This window comes from Aeromonas lacus, assembly GCF_000764665.1.
Lineage (GTDB): Bacteria > Pseudomonadota > Gammaproteobacteria > Enterobacterales > Aeromonadaceae > Aeromonas > Aeromonas lacus.
The window spans coordinates 1-16,495 of sequence record NZ_JRGM01000011.1 but is presented as its reverse complement, the minus strand read 5'-3'; the positions used below and the strand labels follow the sequence as shown (position 1 = coordinate 16,495).

General features: G+C 61.1%; 8 protein-coding genes, 2 tRNA genes and 1 riboswitch. Of the genes, 3 read left to right on the top strand and 7 right to left on the bottom strand.

The genetic code is table 11. From position 1 onward, the window contains the following. Positions 1-83 precede the first annotated feature (83 nt). The 6 genes from LG31_RS0100975 to LG31_RS0100950 form a co-directional block, all read right to left on the bottom strand. Positions 84-159: transfer RNA gene (locus tag LG31_RS0100975), tRNA-Ala, on the bottom strand. Positions 160-187: 28 nt separating this feature from the next. Further along, positions 188-263 (bottom strand) — tRNA-Ala (locus tag LG31_RS0100970). 786 nt (positions 264-1,049) lie between these two features. Beyond that, positions 1,050-2,966, bottom strand: coding sequence for a glycoside hydrolase family 19 protein (locus tag LG31_RS0100965; protein WP_033112645.1), 1,917 nt, complete (start codon positions 2,964-2,966; stop codon positions 1,050-1,052). A gap of 79 nt (positions 2,967-3,045) precedes the next feature. Continuing rightward, positions 3,046-6,030 (bottom strand): M66 family metalloprotease, encoded by a 2,985-nt coding sequence (locus LG31_RS0100960; protein ID WP_152598260.1) that lies wholly within the window; start codon positions 6,028-6,030, stop codon positions 3,046-3,048. Between the two features lie 72 nt (positions 6,031-6,102). Continuing rightward, positions 6,103-8,703, bottom strand: coding sequence for a glycosyl hydrolase family 18 protein (locus tag LG31_RS0100955; RefSeq protein ID WP_033112644.1), 2,601 nt, complete (start codon positions 8,701-8,703; stop codon positions 6,103-6,105). A 106-nt stretch (positions 8,704-8,809) separates the two neighbouring features. Continuing rightward, a riboswitch (cyclic di-GMP riboswitch) is annotated at positions 8,810-8,897 on the bottom strand. A 200-nt stretch (positions 8,898-9,097) separates the two neighbouring features. Continuing rightward, entirely contained in the window at positions 9,098-12,571 is a 3,474-nt protein-coding gene (locus tag LG31_RS0100950) for a hybrid sensor histidine kinase/response regulator (protein WP_033112643.1), read from the bottom strand. Between the two features lie 217 nt (positions 12,572-12,788). Between LG31_RS0100950 and LG31_RS0100945 the strand changes: the two genes are divergently transcribed. The 3 genes from LG31_RS0100945 to LG31_RS0100935 are packed head-to-tail and all read left to right on the top strand — an operon-like array spanning position 12,789 to position 14,778. Beyond that, on the top strand, positions 12,789-13,337 hold the full coding sequence (locus LG31_RS0100945) for a DUF2975 domain-containing protein (protein WP_033112642.1): 549 nt from the start codon (positions 12,789-12,791) through the stop codon (positions 13,335-13,337). 7 nt (positions 13,338-13,344) lie between these two features. Continuing rightward, positions 13,345-13,554, top strand: a complete 210-nt coding sequence (locus LG31_RS0100940; protein ID WP_033112641.1) for a helix-turn-helix domain-containing protein — start codon at positions 13,345-13,347, stop codon at positions 13,552-13,554. Positions 13,555-13,560: 6 nt separating this feature from the next. After that, positions 13,561-14,778 (top strand): hypothetical protein, encoded by a 1,218-nt coding sequence (locus LG31_RS0100935; RefSeq protein WP_033112640.1) that lies wholly within the window; start codon positions 13,561-13,563, stop codon positions 14,776-14,778. Positions 14,779-14,855: 77 nt separating this feature from the next. On the opposite strand, the gene LG31_RS0100930 is transcribed toward LG31_RS0100935, so the two are convergent. Continuing rightward, positions 14,856-16,010, bottom strand: a complete 1,155-nt coding sequence (locus LG31_RS0100930; protein WP_033112639.1) for a 3-phenylpropionate MFS transporter — start codon at positions 16,008-16,010, stop codon at positions 14,856-14,858. Positions 16,011-16,495: the final 485 nt, after the last annotated feature.

The following is a 16,495-nucleotide window of genomic DNA, read 5'->3' as shown; positions in this document are numbered from 1 at the left end:
CAGCTGAGCTATAACCCCACAAAGGTCGGCTTGGGTGATACACACCGCACTGCCCTGGGTATTCAATTCAACAATCAAGAATCTGGTGGAGCTACGCGGGATCGAACCGCGGACCTCTTGCATGCCATGCAAGCACTCTCCCAGCTGAGCTATAACCCCTTTGATTCCAGATTGTTCGAGGAGAATTTGGTGGAGCTACGCGGGATCGAACCGCGGACCTCTTGCATGCCATGCAAGCGCTCTCCCAGCTGAGCTATAACCCCAACTCACCTCGGCGCTGACGAAGTTATCTCCGGCAACGGAGGCGCATGATAGGCATCACCCGCTTCAGTGTCAACCCTAAAATCACCCCGATTGGCGCGTTTAATCAAAATTGCAGCAAGTCGTTGTTTTTATCGACTAAATGCCCGCAATCCCGCTGTTTAACCAGCGCTTTGGCGTGCTGGTCGCAACACCACAGCCTCGGCCGTCACTCACCCAATCATGACTGCAGGAGAGGCCGCTCTACGAGATGGCAAGGCCGAAGCGCTCAGCAGGAGGCGGTTCACGAAAGCCTTTCCATGAAGAGGATTGAATTTGAAAACCCTTTCCATGATTTATGTAAATTTACAACACACAAAGTTGATCTGGCTCACAAATAGCCATAGGATCAAACCGTGACCCAGGTCACACAAAGCAACAAACCAACAGAGATATGAGGTGAAACCATGTTCGAGAATCTGGCAGTTCTGTTCCACCTGCGCGGTGCAACCAGAAAAAGCGGTGTAGTCGAGAAAGATACCTACGCTCCGTCCACCCGTGAATACTACTTCCGCTACGGCAAGTAATTGCTGAAAGCCTTTCACGGAAAACGTAATAAAACTACAACACACACATCATCACACAGCCCTCTCGAGGCGCTGTCCTGTCCGGGCCAGATGTTCCACGGCCAAACCTGAACTCCACCAAACAAGAATGGGGCCCGCAGGCCCCATCTTTTATTGCTCCGGATTGTCATTGCACTGAAGAGTGCACCGGCTTGTCGGCAAGGCTTGCAGCCTTGGATCGGCTCAGAGCTTGATCCAGGCATCGGCCCAGGCCGTGCCCTTGCCCGGCTCATAAGCCCAGGCGGCACCGGCACACCAGCCGGTGTAGGGGTGCGGTTTGCACTCGTAACTGGCACCGCCGTTGCTGACCCGCTCGCCCGCCTTGTAAGGAGTCCCCTCTTTATAGGCCGGATAGTCAGGCGGCGTTACGCCCCCCTCCTCTCCTTTCACCAGCAGACTATGGGTGGTGCTGCGGCCTAGGTTGCCCTCGTCGGTTACAGTCAGCTTGATATCGAGCCTGGTATCGGTCGCTGGCTTGGGCAGGGTCAACTCCAGCGTCACCTGATCCAGCGCAGGCGCAGAGGCACCCGCTGGCAGCGTCCAGGCATAGGAGAGCGGCTTGCCTTCCGGATCGCTGGAGTGCTGGCCGGAGAGGGTCACCTTGCTGCCGCCTTCGGCCTGCGCCGGGCCGGTGATATTGGCCACCGGCGGCAGGTTGGTGCCACCGCCGTTATCCTCGATCACCACCTCCGGATAGAAGTGCTGAACGCAGCGGCTGTAATCCCCCTCCTTGAAGGCGCTGAAACGGGTCTGATAGCCCACCAGCTTGCATGCGTAACTCTTGCCGCCGTTGGGGTTCTCTGCCACATAGCTCCAGTCCTGCTCCCAGTAGATGGGCAGGGCACCGGCACCCTTGTCGTCAAACACCTTCATGTTCTTGCAACCAAGCAATTCGTCGGATGGCACCGCCACCCCGAGGTAGTTGGCAAACTCGCGGTAGTAGTTGATGCGGTTCTGGGACTGGGCGTGCTCGACCGGGCCACCACACTCCACACCACCATTGATGATCTGGGTGGTGACCCCGAAGCCCGGCACCAGACCGTTCTGCTTGTCATGGTCATTCGGCTGCCAGGTGCCATCGATGACATGGAGCATGGAGGGCTTGGGCGGCTGCGGATAGGTGTAGAAGAACACCGCACTGGCCAGGTTCAGCCAGGTGTCGGCCACCAGATCGGGGCGGTCGAGCAGGGTGCGAACCGTACCGAACATCGCCTCGGAGAAGGGGCCGTAGTTGTAGTTGTAGGAGAGCTGCTTGGCGCCGCGGCCAAAGTAGCTCTTGAACTCGCCATTGTCGAAAGTACCGCACGGCCACTGCTGACCCTGCCACACATCGGGGCGACACTCGGCGTTGTATCCGCCGCGCATGGTCTCATTCCATCCCATCTCGCGCACGTAGACCAGCGCCTGACGCCACTCTGCCTCCGGGCGCCAGTTTTCATGGCCGCCGGTCTCCTGGGCGAAGTGGGCGAACATGGTTGCCAGCGTCTTGCGGCAGATGGCATCGGCATCGCGGCCATCGCTATAGTCGCTGCACAGAGCCGGGAACTTGGCCGCCGCCTGCAGCAGGCCACGATAGGTGTACTCGGGGGCGCGCAGCGGGAAGAGGTAGTTGAACTGGCTCTCGCTCAGCAGGCTTTCGACCCGCTTGACGTTGCCCGGGTTGTCGGCACGGCCCGGCTGCACCGCCTCGACCACCAGATTGTCACGGGTAGCGATAGAGGCCTTGACCGCTTCCATCGCCGGGAAGTCGGTCAGCGCCTTCTCTTTGGCATCCAGCTCGGCCTGGCTCATATAGACGGGGGTAGTGCTGCCATCCGGCGGGGTTGGCGTCGGCGGATTGGGCTTGTCATCGCCGCCGGTGTCCGGCGGGGTCACCTCCCCTTCGCCGATCAGCTTCCACGGGGTATCCCACTCGTTGGCGGCCGCCATGCCCGGAGTCTGACCCGGGTTGACCCACCACTTGGCCTCGAAAACCTGGCCGTTGTAATTGACCTGGCTGCCGCCCGGGTAGGATTTGTTGATGTCGTATGCCTCGGCAGCCCACAGGTGGCCGCTCAGCATCAAGCCGGCAAGCAGAAGGGTTATGCGATTTTTTTTCATTATGTTTGCTCTCTGTCTAGGTTTTAAGCAGAAAAGGTGGGGCCTCATAAGACCCCGCCACCATCATAGGGATCTCGGCTTAACGGCAGCTTGCCGCCCCGACATCCAGCCAGACGCCGTGCTTGCCCGGCTCGTTACCCTGAGTCCACCACCTGGCCTGCCACTGACGGCCGTTGTGGTTGGTCAGCTCCCCACCGCTGTAGGCAACGGCGGCACTCCACCCCAGATCAACCTGACTCGCCAGCGCCCACTGATCGGCACTGCGGCTCGGCGCATTGCCCTGAGTCCAGTACTTGGCACGCCATACCAGCTGGTTGTGGCTCACCTTGTCACCGCCGTTGTAGACCTTGCTGGCCTGCCATGCGGGAACGTTTGCCGCTTCCGGGTCGGTGGTGTTGCAAGAGCCGTCGACCACGGGATCCAGCGTCAGCACGACTCGCCCCTCGCTCTGGTGTACCCCGTCCGAGACACTCACACTTAGCTCATGCTGTTCGCTGGTGGTGACAGCCGGCGGTAACAGACGCAGGTTGGCGCTGGTCTCGCCTTCCGCCTGCCAACCCATCGGGAAGTGCCAGCGGTAGCTCAGCGCATCGCCCTCGGGATCGCTCGCCTCGGCAGTGATGGTCAGCCACTCACCGCCGATGCCGCCAAGCTGCGCCGGTACGGTCACCACCGGAGGCTGGTTCTCAACCACGCCCTGCTCCAGCGGCCGCCCGTTGACGGTAAAAGAGAGTGACTGCTGCGGTTGCAGCAAGCTCTGCTGTACCAGTGTCTGACCACGGCACTGGATGGTGGCGCGGCCGGGCTCGCTGGCGGTGGGCAGGTTGATGTGGAACTTGTTCATGACGCTACTGGCCGCCCGGTGATTGGCCAGCCTGAAGCGCTGCAGACCATCGCGGGTCTCCACCTGCAACTGGCAGTCACTGCCGGACAGGGTGCTGCTGTCATCCGGATAGGTGAAGCCGTAGGCGCCGTGCAATGCCGGATAGATGTAGCTGGGCAGACTACCCTGCGGGTCGTAATAGCCCACCAGGGTGGTCACCGGCACCCTGAACTGCTCGGGTTTGCGCGCAACCTTGGTATCGATGGGGGAGACCTCCACCCAGCTCTGGCCATCCGAGGTGAAGCTCTTCTTGAAGCCCCGGTTCACCAGAATTTCCTTGCCGTTGATAAAGAGGCGACTGTTGTAACCGGCCCCGTGATCGATGGTCAGACTGCGTCCACGGTTGTCCGCAGAGGCAACCGGCACCCGGATATCACGAGTCCAGCGACCGTCCCACATGGCGACCCTGACCAAGTCGTAATCCGCCAGCAGGGCGCTCAGCCCGGCCTCGCTCAGGGCATCCATGGGAGCATCAACCTTCTCTATCCCCTCGACCGTGTGCTGATAGGGCTCCATCCTGGCCGTCGCACTGTTCCACTTGCTAAAGCCGGTGGCCGAGTTGGCATCGAACACCGCCTTGCTCTCCAGAAAACGCTGGATGATGGCGGCCGAATTGGGGGTATAGAGGGTGAAACGGTTGGCACCGGAGAGAGGGCTGCCGCCCGCCATCGCATCGTAGCCAAACTTGCGGCCATCGAACGGTGGCTGGCACTGGCCATCCAGACAGGCATCCTCATTGGTGCGGGTCGGCGAGAAGTTGGGGATGAAACGGTGTTTGTCACTATCCCAGCCCCAGCTGGAGTTGAGCTGATCGGCACTGCGATGAACCGAGCCACGGAAGCCATCCACATAGTGGCCAAGGCCGAAGTTATGGCCCACCTCGTGGCTGAACTCGTTACCAAGGGAGCTATCCAGCGTGACGATGCCACCGCCGCCGGAACCACCGTGCACCTGAACCCCATTGGCATATTTGCCGCGACTGTTGTGCGCCGTCAGCTGGGCCACCACAAAGGGATGGCTCCCCTCCCCTTCACCGGCACTGCTGTTGATGCCGTAGTTGGCATTGTCGATGCCGTGGGAGATGAGCTCCTTGCCGATGCGCTGACGCATGGTGCCGCCATGCCAACCCCCTTCGCTCGGGTCAAAATCGGTCAGCAAGGTGCCGTTGGGCAGCATCACCTCAGGCAGGGAGAGCGGCGCATACTGACTGACAATCAACCGGCTGGCCGGGATGGTCTGGAAGTATTCGCGATGAGCCTCCTTGTCATTGGCAAAGGCAAAGCGATCCCGCGGCGTGGTGAGCATGCCGATGTCGATGGTGTGCAGCAGCAGCTCGCCGGGGGCGCCGACTTTGATATCACGCAGTTCACCACTGAGATTGCCCTGTCGAACGGAGAGGGTCAGTCCGGGCAGGATCCACTCGGCGGGCAGCTCGCCGCTCCAGGTATCCGGGGCATAGGTGATGCGGTTGTTCTCCAGCTCCCCCTCACGGAACCACTGCCCCTTGGCAAACTTGAACTGCAGGGTCTGGCCACGGGAGACGGTCACCTGTCGCTCGCCATAGAAGATCGTCGAGTTGTAGCCGGCAGTGGAGCGCAAGCGCACCATCTTGCCCTCCAGCAGCTCCGGGCTCACGGGCAGGTAGATATCCCGAACCCAGCGGCCGTCGGCGGTCTGGATCTCCACCAGCGCGCGACCAGTCAGCCGATCCTTGAGGAAGGCGCAGCTCTTGTCGCTCAGTTTGGCCAAATCAGCACTGCTGCTGATGATGGCACTGCTGCCGCTCTCCGGGACGAAGCTCACTCCGCCTTCGGGAACCCCCGCGAGGTGGTAGACCGTCTCGGGCAGTGCCGATGGCGGTGACAAGGTCAGGGTGCCAAGCAGCTTGCCGCTGCCGTCGCGGGCCTCCACAGCCATGGGAGTCACCCCATCGGCCTGGAGCGGTTGCACCAGCAGCAGGCTCTTGCGCAGGCTGGTCAGGATGGGTTGGCGATCCCCCTCCTTGGGATGGGACGGCAGGATCTGGCTCTGGGCAAACTGCACTCTGGCAGCCAGGCTGCCCGCCAGATCACTTTGCGGTGTCGTGTCATTGAATATCAGGGGCGCGCTGCCAGCAGACAAAGGGGCTGCCGCCAGCGTCGCCATAATGAGGCCGGCTATCGGGGTCATGTATGTAGTCATTTATTTTCTCGTGTTGATGGCTACCGGGAAGGAGGGGCATGTCGCCATGCCCCTGTCATCAATCGGGAGGTATTACTTGCAGCTGGCGGCGCCGACATCCTGCCAGACCGCAGCCTTGCCGGGCTCATCACCGCGGGTCCAGTACTGGGCCTTCCACTGGCGACCGTTGTGGTTGGTCAGGTCACCGCTGTTGTAGGCGACATTGGCATCCCACCCCAGTTGCACCTTGCTCACCAGCGTCCACTGATCGGCAGTGCGGCTCGGTTCGTTGCCCTGAGTCCAGTACTTGGCCTGCCACACCAGCTGGTTGTGGCTCACCTTGTCACCGCCGTTGTAGACCTTGCTCGCCTGCCAGGCAGGCCAGTTGGCGGCATCCGGATCGGTGGCCGAGCAACCGTCACCACCGCTGACCGGCTTGACCGTCAGACGGGTGGCGGCACTGGCATCCAGCGCACCGTCGGAGACGGTGAGGCTCAGGTCATAGGCGGTATCGCTGGTGACGTTCGGGCCGGCGACGACCAGGGTGGCACTGTTCTGACCGCTGGCGGTGAGGCCGGCCGGTACCGTCCACTGATAAGTGAGCGGATCACCGTTCGGGTCAGATGCGGTCGCCTTGAGGGTCACCTGCTTGCCGGACTCCACGGAAGCGGTAGCCGGCAGGCTCACCAGTGGCGGCAGGTTGGGCTGCGGCGCCTTGTTGGTGACCACTACCTGATCGCGGGCGGTGAGGTTGTGGTCGTCGGTCACTGCCAGCTCGAACACCAGATTGATGTCGGCGGACACGGCGTCCAGCACCACACGGGCCTTGGCCTGAGTGGCATCCAGCAGAGCAGCCTGTGGGCCAGAGACCTGCTTCCAGCTATAGGTGAGAGCGCCATTTTCCGGGTCGTGAGACGCGGAGCCGTTCAGCGTCACCTCGGTCGGGCCGGTGACACTCAGATCGCTGCCCGCGTTGGCCACCGGCGGCTTGTTGGCTGGCGGAGTGGTTCCCTCGCCGTGACCCAATCCCTCGTGCATGGCATTGAGGATGTCGCCGTTGTCGGCATCGATCTCCCAGGAGAAGAGGCCACCCAGCTTGTTGGCCAGCACATACTGCCCCTTGGCCTTGACCGAGCGGTCGTTGTCATAGGTGATGAGATCGCCGGTCGACGCCTTGAACAGATAGGGAGCCTCGGCCACCTCGTCGTAGCTTTTCTCCCAGCCGCTGCCCATGCGGTTGTTGACGATGTCGCGGTAATCGACCACGCCATCTTCCCAAGTGCCTTTCACCTTGCCGGTCGCCTTGCCGGTGAAGGGGTTGTTGCCCTGATAGCCGCTCACGCCAGTCCAGCCACGGCCATACATGGCGGCACCGACCACCAGCTTGCCGGGATCAACCCCTTGCGCCAGCATCAGGTTGACCGCTTTGTCGGTGGTGTACTTGGTGTTGGGATCCCAGCTCGCCGCGTAGAGGTTGGTCTGGTGACCCAGCTCGGTGTTGCTCCAGGCGCCGTTGTAGTCGTAGGTCATCATGAAGATGTGGCTCATGTACTGCTGGGCCGCGCGGTAATCGACATCTTCAATCTTGTCGTAACCGGCGCCGACTGCGGAGGTGAGCTCATACTTGCGACCAGTCTGCGATTCCAGCTCGTCGAGCATGGCGCGCAGCTCCTTCATCAGGGTCACATAGGTTGCGCCATCGCTCGGGCTGCCCAGTTTCGGGTTGGCGCCCTGTCCACCCGGATACTCCCAGTCAATGTCCACGCCATCGAAGAATTTCCAGGTCTGCAGGAACTCTTTGACCGAGGCGACGAAGGTATCGCGCTTGCTCTTGTCACCGAGGAAGTAGAAGGGATCGGAGAGGGTCCAGCCGCCTACGGAGGGGAGGATCTTGAGGTCGGGGTAGGCCTGCTTGAGCGCCATCAGGGCGCCGAAATTACCCTTGTAGGGCTCGTCATAGGCGGTCAGGCCGCTTTGCGGCATCTGGACGGCAGCCCAGGGATCGTGGATCGCCACCTTGAAGTCAGCCCGGCCGGCACAGGCACGCTGCAGTGCCTGGAAGCTGTTGCCGTTCTCGATCTCCTTGAGGCTGTCATTGATGCCATCCCCGCCGCAAATGGGGGTAAAGCCGTAGAGGATGTGAGTCAGGTTCTGGGCCGGGATCTTGTCCACGGTGAACTTGCGCCCGTAGACGCCCCACTCCACGTAGTAGGTGCCGACCACCTTGCCGGACTTGTTGGCGTAGGGCTTGTTGTTCTCCTGCAGCGCAGCCTTGAGCGGCGCCAGGTGGCTGCCGTCGGTATCGGCGACCACTATCTCCTTCTTGTCGGAGAGGGTGCAGCCGTCGGCATTGCAAAGGGCCACCTGCATCTGGTAGCGGCCCCCCTTGTTCACCTTGAATTTGGCGGTGCCTGCCGCGGCAGCGGGGCCTGACCACACCTCCTTGCCATCGAGCAGCACCTTGGCTGTCTGGCCAACGTCACCGCTCCAGAGGTTCCAGTTCACCTCCACATCAGCGGCATCTTTCACTTTGACCAGATTGTTGTAGGAGGTTGCCGCCTGATCGACTTCGACAATCGCGAACTTGGTGGGGCCCCAGCCGATAGTGGGTTTACCGGGCGCAGCCGCATAGGCGGCAGAGGTACAGAAAAGACCGACCGCAAGGGCCAGCATGGTTGGTTTTGGACTTGGCATTTGTTGTATTTCCCTATTTCGTTATTGTTTGCAACGAAAAGGGCGACGCGCCTGACAGGTAACGCAGACAGCAGTGCTCCTCCTTGGCAAAAGGAGCGCAACAACCTGTGGTGGCCCCGCTATCTTAGGTACTGCTGACCCTTAGACCGGAAGCTTTGCGTCCCGGCCTTTCGACCGGTTTGCCCTTAACACACTTCATTCGCGACAAGAAAAATCGCACACCGACTATAGGGGGGCGATTTGCGAAGTGCTACCTAGTAAAAATGACAGGTGATGGGACTCGTTTCAGGGGAACTGGCTCGATATGGTGAGGATTATTCTGACATCAGCCTCTATCCTTCCCCTTTCGCGCCACTCCCCTCCCTCGATCATTTGATTAATTTTGTGAGCTGGCTCACTGCACCGGCAACAACAAGCTGTTCATCAGGGCGCGCAGTTTGAGCGGTTTGACCGGCTTGCTGATGTAGCCGTATCCCCGCTCGCGGATCTGCGCCTGCAACTCGCTCTTGCGATCGGCGCTGATGATGATGCCCCCCAGCTCGTCACCACAAGCCTGCTGCAGCGCGGCAATGGCCTCCAGCCCGGTCTTGCCGTCGTCGAGGTGATAGTCCGAGAGCACAAGTCTCGGCACAAACCCCTCCGCAACCAGCGCCTCGGCCTCGACCAGATCAACGGCGCAGCGCACCTCGCAGCCCCAACGTCCGAGCAGGGTGCTCATGGCGGTCAGAATGTCACGTTCGTTGTCGATGCAGAGCACTCTGACCCCCTCCAGCTGGCTGTCACGCACCACTGGCGCCGCCAGCTGATGGGCCGTGACTGGCCGGGTGGCCAGATTGAGGGTCACCGCAAAGACCGATCCCTTGCCCGGCCAGCTCTGCAATGTGAGCTGATGGCCCAGCACCAGCGAGATGCCGCGGGCAATGGCGAGCCCCAGACCCAGCCCCTGCTCCTTGGCGGTGCGGGAGTGATCGAGGCGGGAGAACTCATCGAAGATCGCCTCCTGCTTGTCTTGCGGAATGCCGGGGCCGTTATCCCACACTTCGATGCGGATCTTGCTCCCCAGCCTGCGACAGCCGAGCAACACCCGACCGCCCGGGTTGTAGCGAAACGCGTTGGTGAGGAAGTTCTGCAGCACCCGCCGCAGCAGCCGCACATCGCTGTGCACCGCCAGCTTGCTCTCCACCACCGAGAAGTGGATCCCCCCCGCCTGTGCCAGTACCCCGAACTCCGCCTTCAGATTGTCGAACAGATCGTGCAGGGCGAAGTCGAGTTTCTTGGCCTTGAACTTGCCCGCCTCAAGGCGCGAGATATCGAGCAGATCGCTGATGAGATCCTCGGTCGCCCCCAATGCATCGTCGATATGGCGGGCGATGCGGGCTGGCTCCTCTTCGGCAGGCAGCATCTCGAGCAGGGAGGAGGTAAAGAGCTTGGCAGCATTGAGGGGCTGGGTCAGATCGTGGCTGACCGCAGCCAGAAAACGGCTCTTGGATTGATTGGCCCGCTCCACCTGCTGGTTCACCAGCAGCAGCTGGCGGTTGAGCTCGGAGAGCTCGCGGGTACGCTCGGCGACCCGCGCCTCCAGATGTTCGTTCGCTTCGCGCAGCACCCGTTCGGCATCACGGAATGGCGTGATATCGGTAAAGGTCATGACAAAACCGCCTGCCGGCATGGGATTGCCCTGCATCTCGATCACCCGCCCGTCGGGGCGCTCCCGCGCCGAGATATGGGCACTGCCCCGTTTCATAAAAGCGACCCGGCGCGCCACATGCTCCTCGATATCGCCGGGGCCGCACAGCCCCTGCAGTGCGTTGTAGCGGATGATCTCCTCGATGGGGCGCCCCGCCTGGATAAGCCCGGGCGGATAGTGGAACAGCTCGATGTAGCGCCGGTTCCACGCCACCAGCTTGAGCTCCCGATCCACCACCGAAATCCCTTGCCCAATATGCTCGATCGCCCCTTGCAGCAGACCGCGGTTGAAGCGGAATACGTCGGAGGCCTCGTCCACTATGGTGGCGATCTCCTCGAGCTGCATGTTGCGCCCTTGCAGGGCAGAGGCGAGCACCAGCCGTGCCGACGAGGTGCCAAACACCCCTGCCAGCAGCCGCTCGGTGTGAGCAATCAGCTCGGCCGACGCCTGCATCTGCGGCGCCAGCGTGCCACCATGCTCACCGGCAAAGCGGCCAAAAGCACGCTTGACCCGGCTCGACCCGACGAAACGGGCGGCCAGCATCTCCAGCTCCTTCACCGACACTCGCGCTTGATAGAGCGCCGTGGTATCGCGGCTCGGCTTGCCGACGAAGTTGGCCGCCTGCAACCGCTCGCTCACCGCCGGGCGGGAGAGCAGCGAGCCCGCCACATAGCCAAGCAGGTTGAAGAGCAGGCTCAGGAAGATGCACCAGGCCCCGAGGCTGAGATCGCGAAAAGCGGGCCAGTCGGGTGGCGCCAGCAACGCCTCCAGCGGCGAGCCGGCCAGCAAACCACTCTCCGCCAGCAAGGTGATGAACCAGAGGCTCACGCCGAGGAGCAGGCCGAGATAAACCCCCTTGCGGTTGCCGTGCCGCCAATAGAGACCGAGCAGCAGGGCCGGCGCAAACTGGGCCACCGCGCCAAATGAGAGATAGCCGATGCGCGACAAGCTGGTGAGATCGCCAAGCCAGAGGTAGAGCAACCAGGCCGCCAGCAAGATCAGCAGAATGGCGCCGCGGCGCACCTGCAGCAGCAATCGCACCAGCCGCTCATCGCGCCCCTGCTGCCAGAAACGACGTAGCAGCACCGGCAGCACCAGATCGTTGCTCACCATGATGGCCAGCGCGATGGTGCAGACGATCACCATGCCGGTCGCTGCCGAGGTACCGCCAAGGAAGGCGAGCATGGCCACCCCGTCAAAACCAAGGGCCATCGGCAGGCTGATCACATAGGTGTCGGAGGCCATGTCCGCCCCCACCCACTGCTTGCCCGCCAGTGCCAGCGGCCAGATAAAGAGCCCCATCACGAACAGGTAGAGCGGGAAGATCCAGCGTGCCCAGTGCAGATCCTGCCCCTGATTGTTCTCCACCACAGTCACGTGGAACTGACGCGGCAGACAGATAACCGCGCACATCGCCAGTACCGTATAGATGGCCAGCTCCAGCAGACTGCCGGGCGTCACCGCCATCACCGCATCGAAAAAGTGCCCCGCCACCTCGCTGCGTGCCGGGCTCGGCTTGCTCAGGATGAGCCAGAGGGCAAAGCCCCCCACCGAGATAAAGGCGAGCAGCTTCACCACCGACTCGAAGGCGATGGCTACCACCATCCCTCTGTGGTGCTCGGTGGCATCGAGATGGCGGGTGCCAAACAGGATGCTGAACAGCGCCAGCAGCATGGCGACCCCGAGCGCCAGTTCGGCGGTATTGCCCGATATGGCGCTGGCGTGCCCCGTCCCTGCGCTGTTGACCATCAGCAGATCGAGCCCGGTCACGATCGCTTTGAGCTGCAACACCAGGTAGGGAAGGATCCCCATGATGGCGATAAGAGCGATGAGCATGGCGAGCCGCTGGGATTTGCCGTAACGGGCGGCGATAAAGTCGGCAATGGAGGTGATATGTTCCCGCTTGGCCACCAGAATGAGGCGCGCCAGCAGTCGCCAGCCAAACAGAAAGACCAGCATGGGGCCGAGGTAGATGGGCACCGGCGACCAGGGCGATTCACTCGCCTGGCCCACGGTGCCGAAGAAGGTCCAGGAGGTGCAGTAGACCGCCAGCGACAGGCTGTAGAGCAGGGGCTGCCCCTTCATGCGATGCCGCTTGTACTTGTCCGCCACGAAGGCAATCAGAAACAGCAGCCCCAGATAGGAGAGCGACAATCCGATCAGCAACCATCCCTGGTGCATCTGCAACCCCTTGTCCATGTTGAGAATTTGTATGCAGGTTCGGCCAGTCTAGAGAGGTGGCCGCTAAAAGTCATCACCTTCAGACAGATTGAAATTATCGTTTTTCAATAAGTTTTGCCTTGACTGTATATCGCAAAACAATAAACATTGCCGCTATGAATATTGATAAACGATAAACTTTACCTTTCAGACAAAAACCATCACGGCGAGGAATGAGATGATATCCAACAAACTCGAACGTTCGAGCATGCTGATCGAATGGCTGCTGCTGCTGGCACTGCTGGCTACCCCTTTGATCACCTTGCTGGAGGTGTGGACCCCCTTCGGTGGCGCCGATTTGCTGCAGGAGAAGCTCAGCACCATCCTGAGCCGTCCCGGCATCAACCCTGCAGACTATCCGCTGCACTTCTCCACCCGGCTGCTCGGCACCCTGGTGCAGTTGTTGCCGGATCTGGTCTTCATGATGATGCTCTGGCAACTGCGTCAGCTGTTTCGTGGCTACCGCCATGGCCTGCTCTTCACCTTCGAACAGATCCGCCGTTACCGGCAGATCGGGCTGCTGCTCTGTGCACTCTTCGTGGTCGACCTGATCCATCCCCCCTTGCTGGATACGGTGCTCACCATGAGAGGCCCGGAAGTACTCGGTACCATCGCTCTGAGTACCTCCGATTTCCGGGTACTGCTGGCGGGACTCATCGTGCTGGCGCTGGCACTGGTCATGCGCGAGGCCAAACTGCTGGCCGATGAACAGCAACTGACAGTGTGAGGATCCCATGCCCATCATCATCCGGCTCGATGCTCTGCTGGCCGAACGCAAAATGACCGCTCGCGAACTGGCGCAGCGCATCGACATCACCGAAGCCAACCTCTCGATCCTCAAGAATGGCCACGCCAAGGCGGTGCGCTTCTCCACTCTGGAGGCCATCTGCCGCGAGCTCCAGTGCCAGCCCGGCGATCTGCTGGGCTACGAGCAGGAGCGCTAACCCCTTATGAGTCGTCATATCACCCTGTTTGCCCTGTGGCTGCTGCCGCTGTGGGCCTGCGCCACCGATGACGCGAGCGGCCCCCGCTACCTTATCGAGCAGGGCGCCAGCGCCAATGTGCTGCAAGTGCGCCTTACTATGCAGGGCGAGCCCCCTTTTACCCTGCTCCCCGCCCGCCAGTTGCCGGGCAGTGCCGCGCCAGCTTCCCCCACACAGGTCTGTCTTGCAGACAACCAGCCGGTTGCCCTCAACCAGCCCTTCTCCTGCAAAGAGGTTGGCTGGCAGATCACTCTCACTGCGGCTCCGGCGCTGGGGGCGGATGCCTCGGCCCAACAGTCGCTGCTGTTTGCCTCTGACCAGTGGCTATTGACCGAGTGGGGTAACTTTGTGCGCCAGCAGGGGAGCAGCCAAGGAAAGGTTTGTCTGCCGGATGGCAGTTGCCAACCGTTGCCGGATATCAACCAGCCGCCGCTGATCCTGCCATTTGGTCTGCAAACTGTGCCCGTCACCAAGCCTGACCCGCGCTTGGTGCTGAGCCATGACGAGGCTGCTAATCAGCTCGATCTTCCGGCCTTGCAGCAGCAACTGAATGAGATCATCGACTATCTGGCCTTCCAGCTCGATGTGGACCCGCCCACTCACCCGTGGCAACTGGTGTGGCTCGGGCGAGATGTGGCGACCCGCTCCCTTGGCGGAGCCGCCGGGGATCAGATATTTGTCGCCAATTACCCCACCATGAATGGCAAGCCGACGCCACAGGCCCCCCTGCGCCTGCTGCGCACTTCGGCCCACGAGGCGGTGCATATCCTCAGCGCTCGCCGCACCACGCCACAACCCACTTGGGTCAACGAGAGCCTCGCCGAGTACCTCGCCATCAAGGCTCTGCGCCGCTTCCGGCTGCATCAGGTCACGGCGGTCAACGAGCTGGCCGAGCGGGGCAAACAGCTGCCCCATAACGAGAGCGGCCTCTATCGGGCGGCCAGCGAGGTGATGGCTGGCGATCGCTCCTACTACCCGCTCTTTTACGTCAAGGGGAGCGCCTTCTGGGAGGCACTGGATCGGGAGTTGCAGCACAATGACGTGACGTTGGCCCGACTGCTACCCCAACTGGGCTGGCTGCCGGATGGTCGCTTTGATGCCGCATCCAGTGAACTGCTTGCCGGCACCATCGGCTCGGACACCTGGCGCCGCCTCAGCCGCTACTATCTTGGCGAACCGCAGTAACACCGCGAACTGCAACAACGAAAAAGGGAGAGCCGTGGCTCTCCCTTTTTCCAGGTGATGATTCAGATAGAACTGTATCAGGCCGGAGCACTCTCCTGCGCAGAGGGCGCAAAGGGACGCAGCCGCAGGAAGAAGACCGGCAAGACCACCAGTACCATCAGGAAGAAGATGCCGCCGCCAAGTGGCTCGAACAGCACGCCGCAGAGTGCCATCAGAGCTGCCACCGTCATGCCAAGACCCAGCGCTGCGTAGAGGGACTGGGCTGGGATCAACTGCTCGGCCGGTAGCTGGCGGGTCATGAAGCGCACCGCCCCGAGATGGCTCACCCCGAAAGTGACCGCGTGGAGCAGCTGCCCCAGCACCAGTACCCACAGCTCGGTCGACGCCCCCAGCAATACCCAGCGCACCACGCAACCGATGGCTCCGGCGATAAAGAGGCTCTGCGCCCCGAATCGTTGCAGAAAGCGCTTGTCGGCAGCAAACATACAGATCTCGGCCACCACCCCGATCGCCCAGAGGTAACCGATGATGGTGCCGCTATACCCTTGCGCCTTCCAGTAGATGGCACTGAAACCGTAATAGGCTGCGTGGCTTCCCTGCAGCAGCGCGGTCAACAACAGGAAGCGGCGCACCGACGCGCTGCGCAGGGTCGCCAGCAAAGATGCCTTGGCGCGCTCGCCCTGACTATCCTGTGGCGCCGGATAGAGTGGCAGCCAGCTGAGCAGCAGCATCAGCACCAGCCCCGCCACCATGGTGTGCAAAATCCAGTCGCTGCCGAAGTTGCCCACCAGCGCCCCGACCAGCGTCGAGGCAACGATAAAGGCAAAGGAACCGCACAGCCGCACCTTGCCGTAGTCGATGTGCGCCTGCACCACCATGCGGGTTGCCAACGCCTCACCCACCGGCATCAGGGTCGGGTAGATAAAGTTGGCGATCAGGGTAAGGCCGACCAGCCACCAGAGGTGATGGCTGAGATAGAAGCCAAGAAAGGCGAGCAGACTGAGCAGAGATAACAATCGGGTAACCGGCAGCAGATGGCCCGCCCCCTTGATCTGCCCCATCACCATCAGGTTGCCGGCAAAGCGGATCGCCATCCCCGCCCCCAGCAGGAGACCAATCATCTCGGCGCTGACACCCACCCCCTCCAGCCAGAGCGACCAGAACGGCAAGTAAGCGCCATAGACAAAATAGAAGGCGCCGAAAAAGAGCGCTAACCAGGAGAACGCGGGCATAGATCCTCTGCAACCGGATGACGGGAGCAGAATGATAACCCATCCCCTCCCACAGATCCCGATGGAAACCCCGCTAAGAAAACGAAAAAACTTCAACAAAATTGAACTATTACCGAAGAAGCCGGGTCTACTTGGTAACACCTCACTCCTGGTTAGTGTTGCAATCCTTCCACCCGCCCATGGCGGGTTTCTTTTTTGTCCCCTAATCACTTTTTTCATTACCTGGATCTGCAGAGCGCATTCAAACTTAAATCCATCTTCACAACGAAAAATCATCTGGATACAACATATCTTCGAGCTATCCTGCACCAAAACTATTTGTAGCGATAAAAAAAACACCGGCGTTAAGCCGGTGTCATATAATATCAACTCACTATATAGTGCCAAGAAATTTAGTGATATATAAATAGAGGCACTTATTTCTGGCCACTCAAATATTTTATTCTAGCCTTGGTCATCTCGGTTTGGCACTCATACAGTTCCAC

Bases quoted from the DNA above. Each gene is read 5' to 3' on its own strand.
- LG31_RS0100965 (WP_033112645.1), bottom strand. From the start codon at position 2,966: ATGAAAAAAAATCGCATAACCCTTCTGCTTGCCGGCTTGATGCTGAGC.
- LG31_RS0100960 (WP_152598260.1), bottom strand. From the start codon at position 6,030: ATGACTACATACATGACCCCGATAGCCGGCCTCATTATGGCGACGCTG.
- LG31_RS0100955 (WP_033112644.1), bottom strand. From the start codon at position 8,703: ATGCCAAGTCCAAAACCAACCATGCTGGCCCTTGCGGTCGGTCTTTTC.
- LG31_RS0100950 (WP_033112643.1), bottom strand. From the start codon at position 12,571: ATGCACCAGGGATGGTTGCTGATCGGATTGTCGCTCTCCTATCTGGGG.
- LG31_RS0100945 (WP_033112642.1), top strand. From the start codon at position 12,789: ATGATATCCAACAAACTCGAACGTTCGAGCATGCTGATCGAATGGCTG.
- LG31_RS0100940 (WP_033112641.1), top strand. From the start codon at position 13,345: ATGCCCATCATCATCCGGCTCGATGCTCTGCTGGCCGAACGCAAAATG.
- LG31_RS0100935 (WP_033112640.1), top strand. From the start codon at position 13,561: ATGAGTCGTCATATCACCCTGTTTGCCCTGTGGCTGCTGCCGCTGTGG.
- LG31_RS0100930 (WP_033112639.1), bottom strand. From the start codon at position 16,010: ATGCCCGCGTTCTCCTGGTTAGCGCTCTTTTTCGGCGCCTTCTATTTT.